The following is a 15,250-nucleotide window of genomic DNA, read 5'->3' as shown; positions in this document are numbered from 1 at the left end:
ATGAGAAGCTGACGCGCTTCTCGGGGAACTCGTACCGCCCTCTCATCGAACGTTCATGAAACGGGCGGAACGTCATCTCCATGAGCGACCAGTACCGCAGCACCCACGAGCCCCACCCCCAGGACGGCGGCGCGGGCTGGCTCCCGCCGACGCCGCCCGCCTTCCACGGCCCCGAAGGCCCCGAACTGCCGCCGCCCCCGCACGGCCACCGTGCCCGGCGCGGCCTGCTGAAGAGCCGCGTCGCGCTGGCCACCGCCGTCGCCGCGGTGGCGGCCCTGCTCGGTGGCGTCACCGGCGGCGCCCTGGTGAACGAGCGGAACGGCTCCGGCAGCGCCACTGCGAGCGCCCTGGTCCGCCCGGTGGCGGCCAACGCCGACGGCAGCGCCAACGTGTCGGCGATCGCCGCCGCGCTCTCCCCCGCCGTTGTGCAGATCACCGTCAAGACCGGCAACGGCACCGCGACCGGCACCGGCGTGATCCTCACCGCCGACGGGCAGATCCTCACCAACTACCACGTCATCTCCGGCGCGGTGAACGGCGGCCGGGCCACCGTCACCTTCCACGACGGCCGGACCGCCTCCGCCACCGTCACCGGCACCGACAAGTCCCTGGACACCGCCGTCATCACCGCGTCCGGCGTCAGCGGCCTGACCACCGCCGTGCTCGGCGACTCCGACGCCACCGCCGTCGGCGACCCCGTGGTCGCCATCGGCAACCCCGAGGGCCTCACCGGCACCGTCACCTCCGGCATCATTTCCGCCAAGAACCGCCCCGTCACCGTCCAGGTCGACGAGGGCACCACCAGCGGAAACGGCGGCTTCGGCCTCCCCAACCTGCCCGGCCTGCGCGGCTCCACCGGCGCCACCGGCTCCGAGACCGCCACCTACCAGGCGCTGCAGACCGACGCCGCCCTCAACCCCGGCAACTCCGGCGGACCGCTGATCAACGCCGCCGGCCAGGTCATCGGCCTCAACTCGGCCATGTACGCCGCGAGCGGCTCCGGCTCCACCGGCGGCACCGAGGCCGGCAGCGTCGGACTCGGCTTCGCCATCCCGATCAACAGCGTCAAGCAGGTGCTGCCGCAGCTCCAGGCCGGCAAGAACCTCTGACACCCGCCGGTTCCGTCTCCCAGCGACGGACAATGGCCACGACCGCACCGGACTCAGAAAGGGCCCCGCGCCGATGACTCCCCCCGCCGACGACCGCACCCCTGCCGAGGCCCCGGGCGGCGGCGCCCGCGTCCTCGTGGTCGACGACGAACCCGCCCTGCGCGACGCGCTGGAATCCAGCCTCGCCTTCGAGGGCTACCACGTCACCACCGCCACCGACGGCTACGAGGCCCTCACCGCCGTCGACCGCGAACACCCCGACCTCGTCCTGCTCGACATCATGATGCCCCGCATGGACGGCCTCACCGCCGTCCGCCGGATGCGCTCGCGCGGCGACACCGTCCCCGTCCTGATGCTCACCGCGCGGGACGCCGTCGGCGACCGCGTCACCGGACTCGACGTCGGCGCCGACGACTACCTCGCCAAGCCCTTCGAACTCGACGAACTCCTCGCCCGGGTCCGTGCCCTGCTCCGCCGCAACGCACTCGCCACCGAGGCCGCCGCCCGCACCGCCGCCGACGAGGACGGCGGCGAGGTGCTCGCCTTCGCCGACCTGCGGATGAACACCGCGACCCGCGAAGTCACCCGGGCCGGCACCACCATCGAACTCACCCGCACCGAATTCATGCTGCTGGAGATGTTCCTCTCCCACCCGCGCCAGGTGCTCACCCGCGAACAGATCCTCAAGGCCGTCTGGGGCTTCGACTTCGAACCCTCCTCCAACTCCCTCGACGTCTACGTCATGTACCTCCGCCGCAAGACCGAACAGCACGCCATGCCCCGCATCATCCAGACCGTCCGCGGCGTCGGCTACGCGCTGCGCACCGCCACCAGCGGCGCTGCGGCGTGAAACTGATCGGCCGGTTCACGGGGTGGTTCCGCAGCAGGTCGCTGCGGAGCCGACTGGCCATGCTCACGGCTGCCGCGGTGGCGGTTGCCATCGCGGTGGTCAGCTTGGCGAGTTGGCTGCTGGTCCGCGAGCGGCTCTACCAGGAGCTGCACGACACCCTCTCCGCCGCCCCCAGGAGCCCGGTGGCGCCGCCCGACCGGGGGCAGCTGCACTGCGGCGCGACCCCGGCCGAGGCGCTGGCGAACGTCCCCCCGGGGGGCAGTGGCCGGCTCGGCCCGCAGAAGTACGACTTCCAGTACGTGCTGCCCGACGGCACCATCTGCCTGACCGGCGACGCCACCCGGGCCATCCAGGTGGCGCCCGGCGACAGCGCACCGCTGCCCCGGAACACCACGGTCTACCGCACCGGCCACTACGTGGACAGCGACGAGCACGCGCAGGTACGGCGCACCAACAGTGCCGTCCTGCTGCCGAACGGCATCCTGCAGCCCGCCGTCCTGCTGACCGCCCTGCCGACCCAGGGAGTGCAGAACTCGCTCAGCTCCCTCGCCCTGCTGATGACCGGCGTCGCCGGCCTCGGCGTCCTCGGCGCGGGCGTCGCCGGGCAGGTGGTGGCCCGGTCCGCGCTCAAGCCCGTCGACCAACTGACCGGCGCCGTCGAGCACATCGCGCGCACCGAAGAAGTCGGCACCACCATCCCCGTCAACGGCAGCGACGAGATCGCCCGGCTCTCCACCTCCTTCAACTCGATGTCCACCGCGCTCGCCAACTCCCGGGAGCGGCAGACCCGCCTGATCGCCGACGCCGGGCACGAGCTCCGCACGCCCCTCACCTCCCTGCGCACCAACGTGGACCTGCTGATCCGGTCCGACGCCCAGGGCCGGGCGCTGCCGCCGGAGACGCGGGCCCGGATGCTGGGCAACATGAAGGCGCAGATGCAGGAACTCACCGTGCTGATCGGCGACCTGCTGCAGCTCTCCCGCCCGGACACCCCGAATCCGGAGGCGGTGCGCACCGTGGTGCCGTTCCACGAGACGGTGGAGCGAGCGCTGGAGCGCGGGCGGCTGCGCGGCCCGGCGCTGACCTTCGTCACCGAGGTCAACCCCTGGTACGTACACGGCGATCCGGCCGCGCTCGAACGGGCCGTGATCAACCTGCTGGACAACGCGGTGAAGTACTCGCCGCCGTCCGGCACCGTCGAAGTACGCCTGCGCGCGGGCCGGTTGACGGTCCGCGACCACGGCCCGGGCATCCCGGCCGAGGAGCTGCCGTTCGTCTTCGACCGGTTCTGGCGTTCCCCGTCCTCCCGCCAACTGCCGGGCTCGGGCCTGGGGTTGTCGATCGTCGCGCAGACCGTCCGGGACACCGGCGGCCAGGTCTCGCTGGGGCCGGCGGCGGACGGCGGCCCGGGGACGCAGGCGGTGATGGTGCTGCCGGGTCAGCCGGACGACCCGCGCTGAGCACGCCGAAGGGCGGAGCACCGGAGTGCCCCGCCCTTCGCCGTGACTGGTTCGTCAGCCGGTCTGGCCGACCGCGATGATCTTGATCCGGTTCTGGGCCGGCGGGGCGATCGGGGCGGTGGCGGTGCTGTGGCCGGACAGGTACGCGTTGAAGACGTCCAGGTCCGAGGCGCCGACGAGCTTGTCGGTGCCGGCCGCGAAGGCCGGGAAGCCGTCGCCGCCGCCGGCCAGGAACTCGTTGGCCGCGACCCGGTACTTGGCGTTCGGGTCGACGGGGGCGCCGTTCAGGCGGACCGAGTCGAGGACCACGCGGTCCGCGCCGGCCTTGTTCAGGTCGAGCGTGTAGGCGAGGTTGCCGGAGATCTGCAGGATCTTCGGCGAGGCCGCGTTGGAGCCGGAGACCTGCTGCTGCAGGACCTGGATCAGCTGGGCGCCGGTGAGGGTCTTGATCTGCATCATGTTGGTGAACGGCTGGACGGTGAACGCCTCGCCGTAGGTCACCACGCCGTCGCCCTCGCTGCCGGACGCCTTGTAGACCAGGTCCGAGCGGATGCCGCCGGGGTTCATGAACGCGACCTGCGCGCCACCCTTGTCGGCGGGCGCGAGACCGGCCAGCTGCGCGTCGGCGATCAGGTCACCGAGCGGCTTCTCCAGGTCGGTCGAGCCGCGGCCGTTGATGTCGCTGCTGATGTAGCCGACGGCCCGGTTGGCGATCGGCGCGGACAGCTGCCGGTACCGGTCGATCAGGGTGGTCATGTCCGGCGCCTTGGGGACGTCGCGGCGCACGATGTGGTTGGTCGCGGTCACCGACGGGCGGACGATGCTGCCGGTGCGCTTGTCCAGCTTGAGGTCGATCTCGGTGTACAGGCGGCCGAACGAGGCGGCGCTGGTGACCGAGCGGGGCACGCCGTTCGGGTCCGGGATCATGCAGGCGTACGAGTTGTGGGTGTGGCCGGTGACGATCGCGCCGACCGCCGGGTCGAGGCGCTTGGCGATGTCCACGATCGGGCCGGAGATGCCCGAGCCGCCCGAGCCGCAGTCGTAGTTGTAGACGCTGCTGGCCGGGAGGCCGCCCTCGTGGATCAGCGCGACCACCGAGTTGACGCCCTGGCGCTTCAGCTCGGCGGTGTACTTGTTGATCGTCTCGACCTCGTTGCCGAACTTGAGGCCCTGCACGCCGGAGGCGGTGACGATGTTCGGGGTGCCCTCCAGGGTCACGCCGATGAAGCCGACCTTCACGCCGCGGACGTTCTTCACCCAGTACGGCTTGAGCAGCTGCTTGCCGGTCTTCTCGTTGGTGACGTTGGCCGCCAGGTACGGGAACTCGGCGCCCTCGAAGGTGCGGCCCGGCTCGTAGCAGCCGTCGGTCGGGTGGCAGCCGCCGTCCTGCATGCGCTTCAGCTCGGCCGAGCCCTCGTCGAACTCGTGGTTGCCCACCGAGGTGACGTCGAGGCCGATCTGGTTCATCGCCTCGATGGTCGGCTCGTCGTGGAACAGGCCGGAGATCAGCGGGCTGGCGCCGATGATGTCGCCGGCCGCGACGGTCACGCTGTTCGGGTGGCCCTCGCGGGCGTTGCGCAGCGCGGTGGCCAGGTACTCGACGCCGCCGGCGGGGGTGGCGACGGTCTTGCCGGTGGTCGCGTCGATCTCGTTGATGGTGCCGGACGAGCCCGCCGGCGGCTCCAGGTTGCCGTGCAGGTCGTTGATGGCGAGGAGCTGCAGGTCCTCGAGCTTCGGCTTGCCCTGGCCGTTGGCCTCGGCGGTGGCCGGCAGGGCCATCGAGCCGAAGAGGGCAACAGTCGCGGCGACCGCGAGCGCGGTCCTGCGGCGGCCGGTCGAACCGGAAATGGGCATGAGGGTCCCCTGCACCGTCGGGGCCGCGACGGACGGCGGCCTGGCGTTGTATCGGGGAGCAGCCTAGGGTCCACGCGCGTAGCTGTCAGGAACCCTGGGGTAACGAGCTGGTATCCGAAGCCTGACGAGTTCTCCGCTGACCCCTGCTCAGCCCGCCTGCGGAGGTCAGATCCTGGGCTGGGCGGCCAGCTGCTGCTCGGCCCGTTCCCGCTCCTCCATCGCGTCCTCGGTCATCGCGCGGTCGGTGTACACCAGCGGGCGCTCGGCCTCGGTGATGATGTGCTTGACCACCTGCACATTGCCGTTGACGTCCCACACCGCGATGCCCGGCGACAGCGTCGGAATGATCTCCACCGCCCAGCGCGGCAGGCCCAGCACCCGGCCGGTGGCTCTGGCCTCCTCCGCCTTCTGCATGTAGATGGTGCGGGTGGACGCCATCTTCAGGATCGCCGACGCCTCCTTCGCCGCCGCCCCGTCCACCACGTCCGACAGGTGGTGCACCACGGCCACGAAGGACAGGCCCAGCCGGCGTCCGAACTTAAGCAGCCGCTGGAACAGCTGCGCCACGAACGGGCTGTTGATGATGTGCCAGGCCTCCTCGACCAGGAAGATCCGCTTCACCCGGTCCGGCCGCAGCCAGGTGTGCTCCAGCCACACCCCGACGATCGCCATCAGGATCGGCATCGCGATCGAGTTCCGGTCGATGTGCGACAGGTCGAAGACGATCAGCGGCGCGTCCAGGTCGATGCCCGCCGAGGTCGGGCCGTCGAACATGCCGCGCAGGTCACCGTCGACCAGCCGGTCCAGCACCAGCGCCACGTCCAGGCCCCAGGACTGCACCTCGCCGACCTCGACGCCCAGCGACTCCACCGCCGACAGGTCGGGGCTGCGCAGCGTGTCGATGATGTCGTTCAGCACCGGCTGACGGTCCTTCACCGTGGCGTGCACGTGCGCGTGCGCGGCCTTCAGCGCGAAACCGGCCCGCTCCTCCAGCGGACGCGCCATCGCCACCTCGATGATGGTGCGCAGCAGCGACAGCTGACCGGTGGTGGTGATCGCCGGATCCAGCGGGTTCAGCTTCACCCCGCCGTCCCGGGCCGCCATCGGGTCGAGCCGGATGGACTTTATCCCCAGCGCGTTGGCGATCAGGTTCCATTCGCCGACGCCGTCCTCGCCCTGCGCGTCCAGCACCACCACCTGGCGGTCGCGAAACCTCAACTGCCGCAGTACGTACGTCTTCTCCAGCGCGGACTTGCCGTTGCCGGACTCCCCCAGCACCAGCCAGTGCGGGGCCGGCAGCTGCTGGCCGTACAGCTGGAACGGGTCGTAGACGTAACCCTTGCCGCTGTACACCTCGCGGCCGATGATCACCCCGGAGTCGCCCAGGCCGGGCGCCGCCGTCGGCAGGTACACCGCCTGTGCCTGGCCGCTGGAGGTGCGCACCGGCAGCCGGGTGGTCTCCACCTTGCCGAACAGGGCGCTGGCGAAGGCGTCGGTGAGATTGCCGAGCATGTGCGGGCCTCCGAGAGGGTCAGCGGCGGATGCCGGTGGCGAACGGCAGGGTGTTGGCGAACGCCCGGTGGTGCTCGCGGTCGCACCACTCGAGCTTCAGGTAGCTCTTGCCGGCCGAGGCGCGGATGGTCCGCTTGTCCCGGGCCAGCGCCTCCGGGCTGCGCGAGGACACCGTCAGGTAGCCCACCAGGTTCACCCCGGCCGCGCCGGACGCCAGGTCGTCGCCGCGCTGGTCCACCCGGCCGGTGTGCGCCAGGTCGCGCGGGTCCACCGTGCGGTTCATCTTCGCCGCGCGGCTGGCCTCCGCCTCGTCGTTGGTCTTCTCGGTGAGCATCCGCTCGATCGCCACGTCGGTCGGCTCCAGGTCCATGGTGACCGCGACCGTCCGGATCACGTCCGGGGTGTGCACCAGCAGCGGCGCCAGGAAGTTCACCCCGACCGGGGTCAGCGGCCACTCCTTGATCCACGCGGTGGCGTGGCACCACGGCTCCCGGGTCGCCGACTCCCGGGTCTTCGCCGTCAGGTACTGCGGGTGCGTGGCGTCCAGCTCGGCCGGCCAGGCGTTGCGCCGGCTCATCGCCTGGATGTGGTCGATCGGGTGGTCCGGGTCGTACATCGAGTGGATCAGCGACGCCAGCCGGGCCTGCCCCAGCGGCTGCCGCACCCGGATGTCCGCCTCCGCCAACCGGGCGCAGATGTCCGTCAGTTCCCGCGCCATCACGGTCGCCAGACCGTCGTCGCCGCGGTCCCGCTTGCCCTCGTCCCGCCCGTACGCGGTCCGCCCCATCGCGTGCGCCTCGGACGCCAGGTCACGGGTGTACTGCATGCACGCCACCAGGTACGCCCGGTGCTGCTCCGAGGAGGTCGACACCATCGACTGCAGCTCGTCGTAGCTGTCCTGCAGCCAGCGCGGCGCCGCGTGGTCGCCGCGCCGCTCCACGTCCTTGGCGTGCGCGTCCGGGTCGGCCGGCAGGGTGCGGGCCAGGATCTGCAGGCGCGTCACGAAACCGTCGCCGTTGGCCACGTGCTTCAGCAGCGTGCCGAACCGGTCGACCAGCGCCTCCTGGTCCTCCGAGTCGCGCAGGCCCACGCCCGGGCCCTCGATCTCGATCGCCGCCGTCACCGTACGGCGTTCCAGGTGCATCAGCACCGTGACCTCGTCCGGCCCGAACGGCGCCGTCAGCCAGCGCAGCCGCCCCACCCCCGGCGGCGGGCCGATCTCCACCTCGCGCCCGTCCAGCCGCGTCCCGGCCTCGTGCACGTCCGGCTTCCACACCGCCCGACCACTGCGCACCGTACGCCGGTACGTCCGGTTGATCTCCACCCACTTGTAGAACGTCCGCCGCCGGTACGGCACGTACACCGCCATGATCGCCAGCAGCGGGAAGCCCACCAGGCCGGCCAGCCGCAGCGTCAGGAACGGCACCCCGAGACCCCACAGCATGCCCAGGCCCGCGCCGGCGATGATCAGCACGATCTCGCCGGTCTCCCGGTTGCGCCCGATCGGCGCGTTCGGACGCGCCTTGCCGATCAGGTAACTGCGGCGCTGCTGGGCATAAGGCTGGGCGTACTGGGTGCCGTACTGGCCGAACTGTTCGCTGCTCATCTACCCGTCACCCTCCCTTCGGGTTGTTGACCGGGGCCTGGGACTGCGCGGGCGGACCGGCCTGCCGGCCGGGACCGGCGGGCCGGGACGCGTGCGCGGCAATGCCCGGGGCCACCCCGCCACCGCCACCCGCGCCCGGGGATCCGCCCCCGCCCTGCGCGTCGCCACGCGAACCGTGCGTCGAAATACCCTGCTTCACGAAGTTCGCCGGGCCGTTGATCATCGCACTGCCCGCCTGCACCGCACTCGCCCGGGCCTGCCGCATCGACAGCAGTTCGTCACCGAAGCCCGGCACGAACCGGTACACCGCGGCGCTCGCGAAGATCGACAGGAACAGGATCGCCAGCCCGCTCAGCACCCGCGCGAAGTCGTCGTCCGCGCCCGCACCGGTCGCCACCGCACCCGCCAGACCCAGGATGATCACGATGATCGGCTTCGCCAGATCTATCGCCAGCATCATCGCCGCCCACCGGCGCACGTGCTTCCACAGCTGCTTGTCCACCAGCCCCGCGTACACCGCCGTCCCCAGCAGCGCACCCACGTACAGCATCGCCGCCCGGATCACCAGCTCGATCCACAGCACCGCGGCGGCCAGCACCGCCACCAGCGACACGATGATCAGAATCAGCGGGCCACCACCCATGCTGCCCTTGTCCAGGGTGTCCGCGAACCCGCCCAGGTACGTGCCCGTGTCGGACTTCGTCCCCGCCGCAATCGCATCCGTCAGCCCGTCGGTGACCGTCACCACCGTGTACAGGATCAGCGGCGTGAACGCCGAAGCGATCACCGTCAGCCACAGGAACCCGACCGCCTCACCGAACGCCTGCCCCAGCGCCGCACCGCGCACCGCCCGCTTCGTCACCGCCAGCAGCCACAGCACCAGCGTGACCACCGTCGACACCGCGAACACCACCGCGTACTGCTGCAGGAACGCCGCGTTGGTGAAATCGACCTTCGTCGTCCCGTCGATCGCCCCCGCCAACTGCCGCACCACCCAGGCCGCCGCCTGCGCACACCCCTTGGCCAACGACCCCAACGGATCCGTCACCGAGGAGACCGTGTCCCCGCCGACCACCGGCACCCCGGGGGGAGTGCACAACTTGTCGGCGCCCGGCACCGGAACGTCCACCTTGCAGGACGGTTGTGGGCTGGGCGAGGGAGCGGCAGTGGCGATCCGGGCCACCGCGAGAATCGCCATCTGGAGCGCGGCGGTGGCGCCGGCCAGGGCTGCGACTCGGCGGCCGAAGCCTCTACCCGATCCGTCAGCGCGCATAACGGAAACCTCCGAACTGCTGGACGGCATCCGTGATCTCCTCCGAGGTCGCGGCCTGTTGGTCAGCGGGCAACGGGGTCGGGCCTGCCTTCCGGCTGAAGTCGATGAGCTTCCAGTCGCTGCCGGTCCAGCGCAGCGTGACATTGAGCGTGTACCAGTTCTCGGTGACCGGGATGGTTGAGGCCTCGCCGGTCAGCCCCACCAGCGAGTTGCACCACACATCCACCTTCGTCCCGGTGTCGGAGTAGTTCGCCAGGTTGGCACCGATCGGAACGGTGCGGCTGATGAACGTGAGGCCTTTGGCCGCTTTGCCCTGGGCGTCCAGCCCGTACCGCGCGTTGGTCTCCGGGGAGAACGCCTGGTCCAGGCGGGTCTGGAGGGTGGGGAGGCTGGTGGGGTCGGCGACGGTGGCGAGGATGGTGTGGCGGGTGTCGGGGCGGAACATGTCGGTGGAGCCCAGCGCGACCGCGTAGTTGGCGGCGGCGGACTGCGCGCCCTGGTCGGTGTGGGGGTAGCCGGTGCCGATGCCGTTGGTGGTGGTGGTGACGGGCTGTTGGCCGGTCGCGGCGGTGCGGTCGGCGGCGGGGGCGGTTCCGCCGCGGGCCTGGTCGCCGGAGGTCGCGGCGGGGGTGCGGCCGGGTAGGGCCTTGTCACGGTTGGCGATGGCGACGGCGATCACCAGCAGGGTGACGACGCCGAGGATGGTGAGGAGGGTGCGCAGGGGGCGGGCCTGGCGGCCGGCCGCGGGGGCGGTCTGTTCGGCGACCGGTAGCCGCGTACGGGTGTGCGGCTGGTCGTCGGACAACGGCACGGGGGCCCTCCTGGTGCGGCGTCACCGCGCGGGGCGCGGCGGCGTGACGGGTGTTCTCGGTGTCGGCGCGCGGAGCGTGGATCTGCGCGAGGTGGACGGGAGTTGTCCGATGGTCAGATCGCCATGCCGTACACAATGGTGAACAGGGTGCCGAGCGAACCGATGATGAACACGCCGGTCAGGCCGGCGATGATCAGCCCCTTGCCCTGTTCGGCGCTGAAGGTGTCACGCATCGCGGTGGCGCCGATCCGCTGCTTGGCGGCGCCCCAGATCGCGATGCCCAGGCAGACCAGGATGGCGACGGCCATCACGACCTGGACCATCACGCGGGCCGAGGAGCCGAGTGAGGCGAACGGGCCCCAGTCGGGGGCGATGCCGCCGATGATGGTGTCGATGCCGGCCTTCTTCGGCGGGTCTTCCGCCAGGTACCCGATCACTGCGCTGTCCACGTTCAGGTTCATCCCATCTCACCGCCCGATCAGGAAAATTCAAGGCCCCGGACCACGGTCGAGCGAAGGGGCAGGTCCTATTCTTGGCCAGATCTGACGCCGACTTGGCTGCTTCTCGCGGATTGCTCGTGGTGGCCGGACGCCTCCGCCAAGATGTCCGGTAGTCCGAGGATACTGCCCTCCCTTGGTATCTGTGATGATTGCACCGGGCAATAACGCAACAGGACATGACTGCTGACGATCCGTCGGGATGGTGCGGGATGGTGCTCCGGAAGGCTCGGCTCGCTGGTGCCGCGACCGCGGTGGTGGCCATCGGGTTCGTCGGGGTGGTGACGCTGGGGACGTACGCGGCCAGCGGGGCGCCGGAGCAGGCCGGTGAACTGACGCTGTCCGGTGGGACGGTGCCCGCGCAGTACCGGGCGCAGATCCAGAAGTGGGGCGCGCTGTGCCCGGAGATCTCGGCGCCGATGCTGGCCGCGCAGCTGTACCAGGAGAGCGGTTTCGACCCGCTGGCGAAGAGCCCGGCGAAGGCGTACGGGATGGCCCAGTTCCTGGAGGGGACGTGGGCGACGTACGGGACGGACGGCAACGGCGACGGCAAGCCGGACATCTGGAACCCGGACGACGCGATCGCCTCCGCCGCCACCTACGACTGCGCGCTGGCCCGGGACGTCGCCAAGGTGCCCGGGGACAAGCAGGCCAACATGCTGGCCGCGTACAACGCCGGGCCGTACGCGGTGATCAAGAACAACGGGGTGCCTCCGTACAAGGAGACCCAGGGGTACGTGAAGAGCATCCAGTCGCTGGCGAAGTCGTTCACCGCGCCGCCGAAGGCGGGGGCGCAGATCGCGCTGTCCAAGGAGGCGGCGGGGGCGATCTATTACGCGCAGAGCAAGCTGGGCATCGACTACATGTGGGGTGGCACCGGGCAGACCTGGGAGGACGGGCGGTTCGACTGCTCGGGTTTGACCCAGGCGGCGTTCAAGAGTGTGGGCATCGAGCTGCCCCGGGTGGCCAACGACCAGTGGTACAGCGGGCCGCACCCGTCGCGGGACCAACTCCGGCCCGGCGACCTGGTGTTCTTCGCCAATGACCTGGAGGACCCGCGGACCATCCACCACGTGGGTCTGTACGTCGGCGGCGGCTACATGATCGACGCCCCGCACACCGGCGCCAAGGTGCGCTACGACAAGATCGACCAGCGGGACTACATCGGGGCGACCCGGGTCACCCCGGACGGTGCGGCCGCGCTGCCCAACCGGAACACGAACGACGGCACCATCACGGCGGGTCAAGGACCGGTAAAGAGCTGACGGGCCGTCCGCTCGGCATGTGCATGCGGGGTGGACGGTGAGTCAAGTTTGCATAACAGCATGTTTCGGACGGAACCCCCGGTGGTCTCGATCGCGTTGACTCAGGAGGCTGCCGGACGTCCGCACCCGGCCGCACTGATCGGGAACCACTGCGGAGATGCGGACAGGGAGGTACGGCGTGGCCACGCTGCTCGCCGATGCGGGAACCGGTTCGGGTGACCCCGACCTCGGCCTGCTCAAGGCAGTCAACGGCCTGGCCGCCGACGCGCCCGGCTGGCTGGACTCACTGGTCGCCTGGACCGCCGAGTACGGCATCCTGCTGGGCCTGGCCGCGATCGGGTTGACCGCCTGGCTGAGTGCCCGCCGTCGCCCCGATGCGCCGGTCGCCGTCGCCGGGGTGCTGTGGGCGCCGATCGCGGTCGCCATCGCCGAGCTCGCCAACCTGCCGATCTCGGCGATCGTCGACCGGCCCCGCCCGTTCGTCGACCACCCCGAGATCGACGTGCTGGTGCCCGGCAAGGAGGACACCCTCTCCTTCGTCAGCGACCACTCCGCGATGTCCATGGGCATCGCCGTCGCGCTGTTCCTGGTCAACCGCAAGCTCGGGGTGGCCGCCGGTGCGCTCGCCCTGTTGCAGGGCTTCTGCCGGATGTACGTGGGCGTGCACTACCCGACGGACGTGATCGGGGGCTACGCGCTGGCCACCGCCGTGGTGCTGCTGCTCGCGCCGATCGCGATGGCCGTGCTGGTGCCGCTCTGTCACGCGCTGTCCCGGACGGCGCTGCGGCCGCTGGTGGCGGCCAAGGCCCCCGCCGCGGCCGGTGGCCGGCGTCGGTCGGCCGGTCAGGGCAGCGGGCGGGCGGCCCGTTCGGGCCGGCGTGCGGAGCGCGACCGGGAGTCCGACCTGGCGGCCTGACCGCCTCACGGAAGCAGCGAGTCAGTCGAGCGGCTCCGGGTCGGCCAGGTGGTCGGCGGCGTCCCGCCGGGCCCGGTCGCGGGAGCGCCGCCCGGGGGCGAACCAGCCGCAGTCGCACTGGGCGAAGCAGAAGGATCCGCGCTCCACCACCTCGGGTCGATGGTCGCTGCACGCTGCCACGCCGGTCGTCTCCGGCTGCCGGTCTGCCACGTCCTTCACGGTAGTCCTCCCTGGTCGCACGCCGGTACGTGTTCGGCGAAGGGTCGATCGCCCGTAACCTTCCGGACCCCAATTCGTTTGCCTGGCAGGCGCGCTGTCCATCCGGGGCGGCTGCTGGCCGGGCCTTCCGGGGCCAGGGGGTTGTCGAAGTCGTGAAGAAGCTCTACCGGGCCGCTGCCGCGGCCGCGCTCGCCGGTGTGCTGACCGCCTGCACCGGCGGCGGGCAGAACCAGGACAGCTCCGCCGACCAGCTGTCCGCCGACCCACTGACCGCGGTCCGCTCCACCGCCGACATCACCGGCCGCACCGGCTCGGCGCACGCGTCCACGGAGCTGAGCACCGAGTCCGCGGAGAAGAAGGCGGTGTTCCACGGCACCGGCGGCTACGACTACGTGAAGCGGCTGGGCCGGCTGGAGATCGACGTCCCGTCGGGGGCCGCCGCCGGCGGGAAGATCGTCGAGGTGGTGCTGCCCGGCACGGTCTACCTGCAGAACAGCGGCGCCAAGATCCCCGAGGGCAAGTGGGTCAAGCTGGACGTCCGCCAGCTCCCGGACGGCAATCTGGTGAGCTCCGGCGCCACCGACCCGGCGTCCGCCGCGGGTGCGCTGCGCGGGGCGCAGAGCGCCGAGCTGGTCGGCTCCGAGACGGTGAACGGCGTGGAGCTGAAGCACTACAAGGGCACCCTGGACCTGGTGAAGGCCGCCGACGCCACCGGCGGCCGCGGCGCGGACGGCCTGCGGATGGCCGGGCAGACCTTCACGGTCAAGGAGGTCCCGTACGAGGTCTGGCTGGACGGCCAGGGCCGGCTGCACAAGGTGGTGGAGAACTTCACCTTCGCCGGGGTGGCCGGCTCCACCGCCGCGAAGGACCAGGTGAAGGTGGTCTCCACGCTGGCGCTGACCGACTTCGGCAAGCCGGTGGAGGCCGCCGAGCCGTCCGCCGCCGACCTCTGGTCGATGTCGGCCTCGCCCTCCCCGAAGTGACCGTCCCACCCGTTTCGGACACCAGAGATGGCCCGTCCGTGCCATGTGGGCCGGCCTCCCGCTGCCTACGCTGGTACGGGGCGGGTAGTCGGCACGGACGGGGCGCGGAAGGGGTGGAGGCCAATGGCAACCGGGGAGAACGGCACCGGCGGCCACGACAGCACCGCGCTGGACGAGATCGACCTGGCCGGTGAGCTGATGATCGCCGCCTCGGCCAGCCGCGCCGAACGGCTGGCCGCCGAGCAGATCGACCAGGTGCTGCTGCGCAGGGACGACGAACAGCCGTCCGGCACGGACGGCTGAGCGGACGTCAGGACGACCGGGCGTCAGGTGCGGAGCAGTCGCGCGATGGCCGCGCTGGCCTCGGAGACCTTGGCGTTCAGCTCCTCGCCGCCGTCCTCCGCCGCCGCGGCGGCCGCCACGCAGTGCGCCAGGTGCACCTCGAGCAGGGACAGCGCGAAGGACTGCAGCGCCTTGGTCGACGCGGAGACCTGGGTGAGGATGTCGATGCAGTAGACGTCCTCGTCGACCATCCGCTGCAGGCCGCGGATCTGACCTTCGATCCGGCGCAGTCGCTTCAGGTGTGCTTCCTTGTCGCTGCTGTAGCCGTGCGGCCCGGCGCCCTGCGCCGCTCCGTGGCACGCCGGTGCGGTGTCGGTGCTGGGGGTGTCGATGGTGGTCATCCCGGTCCGCCCTCTTGGTTTCGGTACTCGGCCCTCCCCCAGCCTTCGGCCGGGAGGTGCCCCCAGTGTCCAACATCCGGCGCCGGTCCGGTGTTCCGCCGTCCGGGCGTCAGGGCACAGATCCCCCTGCAGAGCGGGAGCAAACCGGCGTGTCGTGGGACACACTTAGGGCGCGCGTCGGCGGCCCCGTGTCCGGACACGGCGGACGTGCG

Annotated in this window: 15 protein-coding genes; 7 read left to right on the top strand and 8 right to left on the bottom strand. The window is 71.2% G+C overall.

The annotated features are described in order from the left end of the window. The first annotated feature begins 80 nt into the window (after positions 1 to 80). The 3 genes from ACIHEI_RS00140 to ACIHEI_RS00130 all read left to right on the top strand — a co-directional run bounded on the left by ACIHEI_RS00140 (position 81) and on the right by ACIHEI_RS00130 (position 3,419). Positions 81 to 1,109, top strand: a complete 1,029-nt coding sequence (locus ACIHEI_RS00140) for a S1C family serine protease (RefSeq protein ID WP_392946559.1) — start codon at positions 81 to 83, stop codon at positions 1,107 to 1,109. 73 nt (positions 1,110 to 1,182) lie between these two features. Further along, positions 1,183 to 1,959 (top strand): response regulator transcription factor, encoded by a 777-nt coding sequence (locus ACIHEI_RS00135; RefSeq protein WP_387638753.1) that lies wholly within the window; start codon positions 1,183 to 1,185, stop codon positions 1,957 to 1,959. Between the two features lie 59 nt (positions 1,960 to 2,018). After that, positions 2,019 to 3,419 carry a sensor histidine kinase gene (locus ACIHEI_RS00130; RefSeq protein WP_396605095.1) on the top strand — a complete coding sequence of 467 codons (1,401 nt, stop codon included), beginning with the start codon at positions 2,019 to 2,021 and terminating at the stop codon, positions 3,417 to 3,419. 54 nt (positions 3,420 to 3,473) lie between these two features. On the opposite strand, the gene ACIHEI_RS00125 is transcribed toward ACIHEI_RS00130, so the two are convergent. The 6 genes from ACIHEI_RS00125 to ACIHEI_RS00100 form a co-directional block, all read right to left on the bottom strand. Next, positions 3,474 to 5,273, bottom strand: coding sequence for a bifunctional metallophosphatase/5'-nucleotidase (locus ACIHEI_RS00125; protein WP_396605094.1), 1,800 nt, complete (start codon positions 5,271 to 5,273; stop codon positions 3,474 to 3,476). Between the two features lie 165 nt (positions 5,274 to 5,438). After that, complete coding sequence (locus tag ACIHEI_RS00120) at positions 5,439 to 6,785, bottom strand: ATP-binding protein (protein WP_387865869.1); 1,347 nt, start codon at positions 6,783 to 6,785, stop codon at positions 5,439 to 5,441. A 19-nt stretch (positions 6,786 to 6,804) separates the two neighbouring features. Further along, positions 6,805 to 8,391, bottom strand: coding sequence for an SCO6880 family protein (locus ACIHEI_RS00115; RefSeq protein WP_396605093.1), 1,587 nt, complete (start codon positions 8,389 to 8,391; stop codon positions 6,805 to 6,807). Positions 8,392 to 8,398: 7 nt separating this feature from the next. Next, on the bottom strand, positions 8,399 to 9,664 hold the full coding sequence (locus ACIHEI_RS00110) for a hypothetical protein (RefSeq protein WP_396605092.1): 1,266 nt from the start codon (positions 9,662 to 9,664) through the stop codon (positions 8,399 to 8,401). Beyond that, entirely contained in the window at positions 9,654 to 10,475 is an 822-nt protein-coding gene (locus ACIHEI_RS00105; RefSeq protein WP_396605091.1) for a hypothetical protein, read from the bottom strand. The genes ACIHEI_RS00110 and ACIHEI_RS00105 overlap by 11 nt, the downstream gene beginning before the upstream one ends. Before the next feature lie 113 nt (positions 10,476 to 10,588). Beyond that, the gene (locus ACIHEI_RS00100) at positions 10,589 to 10,936 is read right to left on the bottom strand and encodes a hypothetical protein (RefSeq protein WP_392946543.1); all 348 of its coding nucleotides are present in this window, start codon (positions 10,934 to 10,936) and stop codon (positions 10,589 to 10,591) included. A 248-nt stretch (positions 10,937 to 11,184) separates the two neighbouring features. Between ACIHEI_RS00100 and ACIHEI_RS00095 the strand changes: the two genes are divergently transcribed. Together ACIHEI_RS00095 and ACIHEI_RS00090 are read left to right on the top strand one after the other, a co-directional pair. After that, positions 11,185 to 12,237 carry an NlpC/P60 family protein gene (locus ACIHEI_RS00095; RefSeq protein ID WP_392946541.1) on the top strand — a complete coding sequence of 351 codons (1,053 nt, stop codon included), beginning with the start codon at positions 11,185 to 11,187 and terminating at the stop codon, positions 12,235 to 12,237. 157 nt (positions 12,238 to 12,394) lie between these two features. Next, the gene (locus ACIHEI_RS00090) at positions 12,395 to 13,153 is read left to right on the top strand and encodes a phosphatase PAP2 family protein (RefSeq protein WP_387638779.1); all 759 of its coding nucleotides are present in this window, start codon (positions 12,395 to 12,397) and stop codon (positions 13,151 to 13,153) included. A gap of 21 nt (positions 13,154 to 13,174) precedes the next feature. On the opposite strand, the gene ACIHEI_RS00085 is transcribed toward ACIHEI_RS00090, so the two are convergent. Next, positions 13,175 to 13,372: a hypothetical protein gene (locus ACIHEI_RS00085; protein WP_392946538.1), complete on the bottom strand. Its 198-nt coding sequence runs from the start codon at positions 13,370 to 13,372 to the stop codon at positions 13,175 to 13,177. 152 nt (positions 13,373 to 13,524) lie between these two features. Between ACIHEI_RS00085 and ACIHEI_RS00080 the strand changes: the two genes are divergently transcribed. Beyond that, positions 13,525 to 14,355, top strand: a complete 831-nt coding sequence (locus ACIHEI_RS00080; protein WP_392946535.1) for a hypothetical protein — start codon at positions 13,525 to 13,527, stop codon at positions 14,353 to 14,355. 123 nt (positions 14,356 to 14,478) lie between these two features. Then, entirely contained in the window at positions 14,479 to 14,658 is a 180-nt protein-coding gene (locus ACIHEI_RS00075; protein WP_387865882.1) for a hypothetical protein, read from the top strand. A 23-nt stretch (positions 14,659 to 14,681) separates the two neighbouring features. Here ACIHEI_RS00075 and ACIHEI_RS00070 read toward each other — a convergent pair whose 3' ends face one another. Beyond that, complete coding sequence (locus ACIHEI_RS00070; RefSeq protein ID WP_396605090.1) at positions 14,682 to 15,038, bottom strand: metal-sensitive transcriptional regulator; 357 nt, start codon at positions 15,036 to 15,038, stop codon at positions 14,682 to 14,684. Between the last annotated feature and the right edge of the window lie 212 nt (positions 15,039 to 15,250).

The organism is Kitasatospora sp. NPDC051984, assembly GCF_044593455.1.
In the GTDB taxonomy this organism is placed as follows: Bacteria; Actinomycetota; Actinomycetes; order Streptomycetales; family Streptomycetaceae; genus Kitasatospora.
Note: the sequence above shows the minus strand (reverse complement) of the source record. Positions and strands in the feature narration are given on the sequence as shown.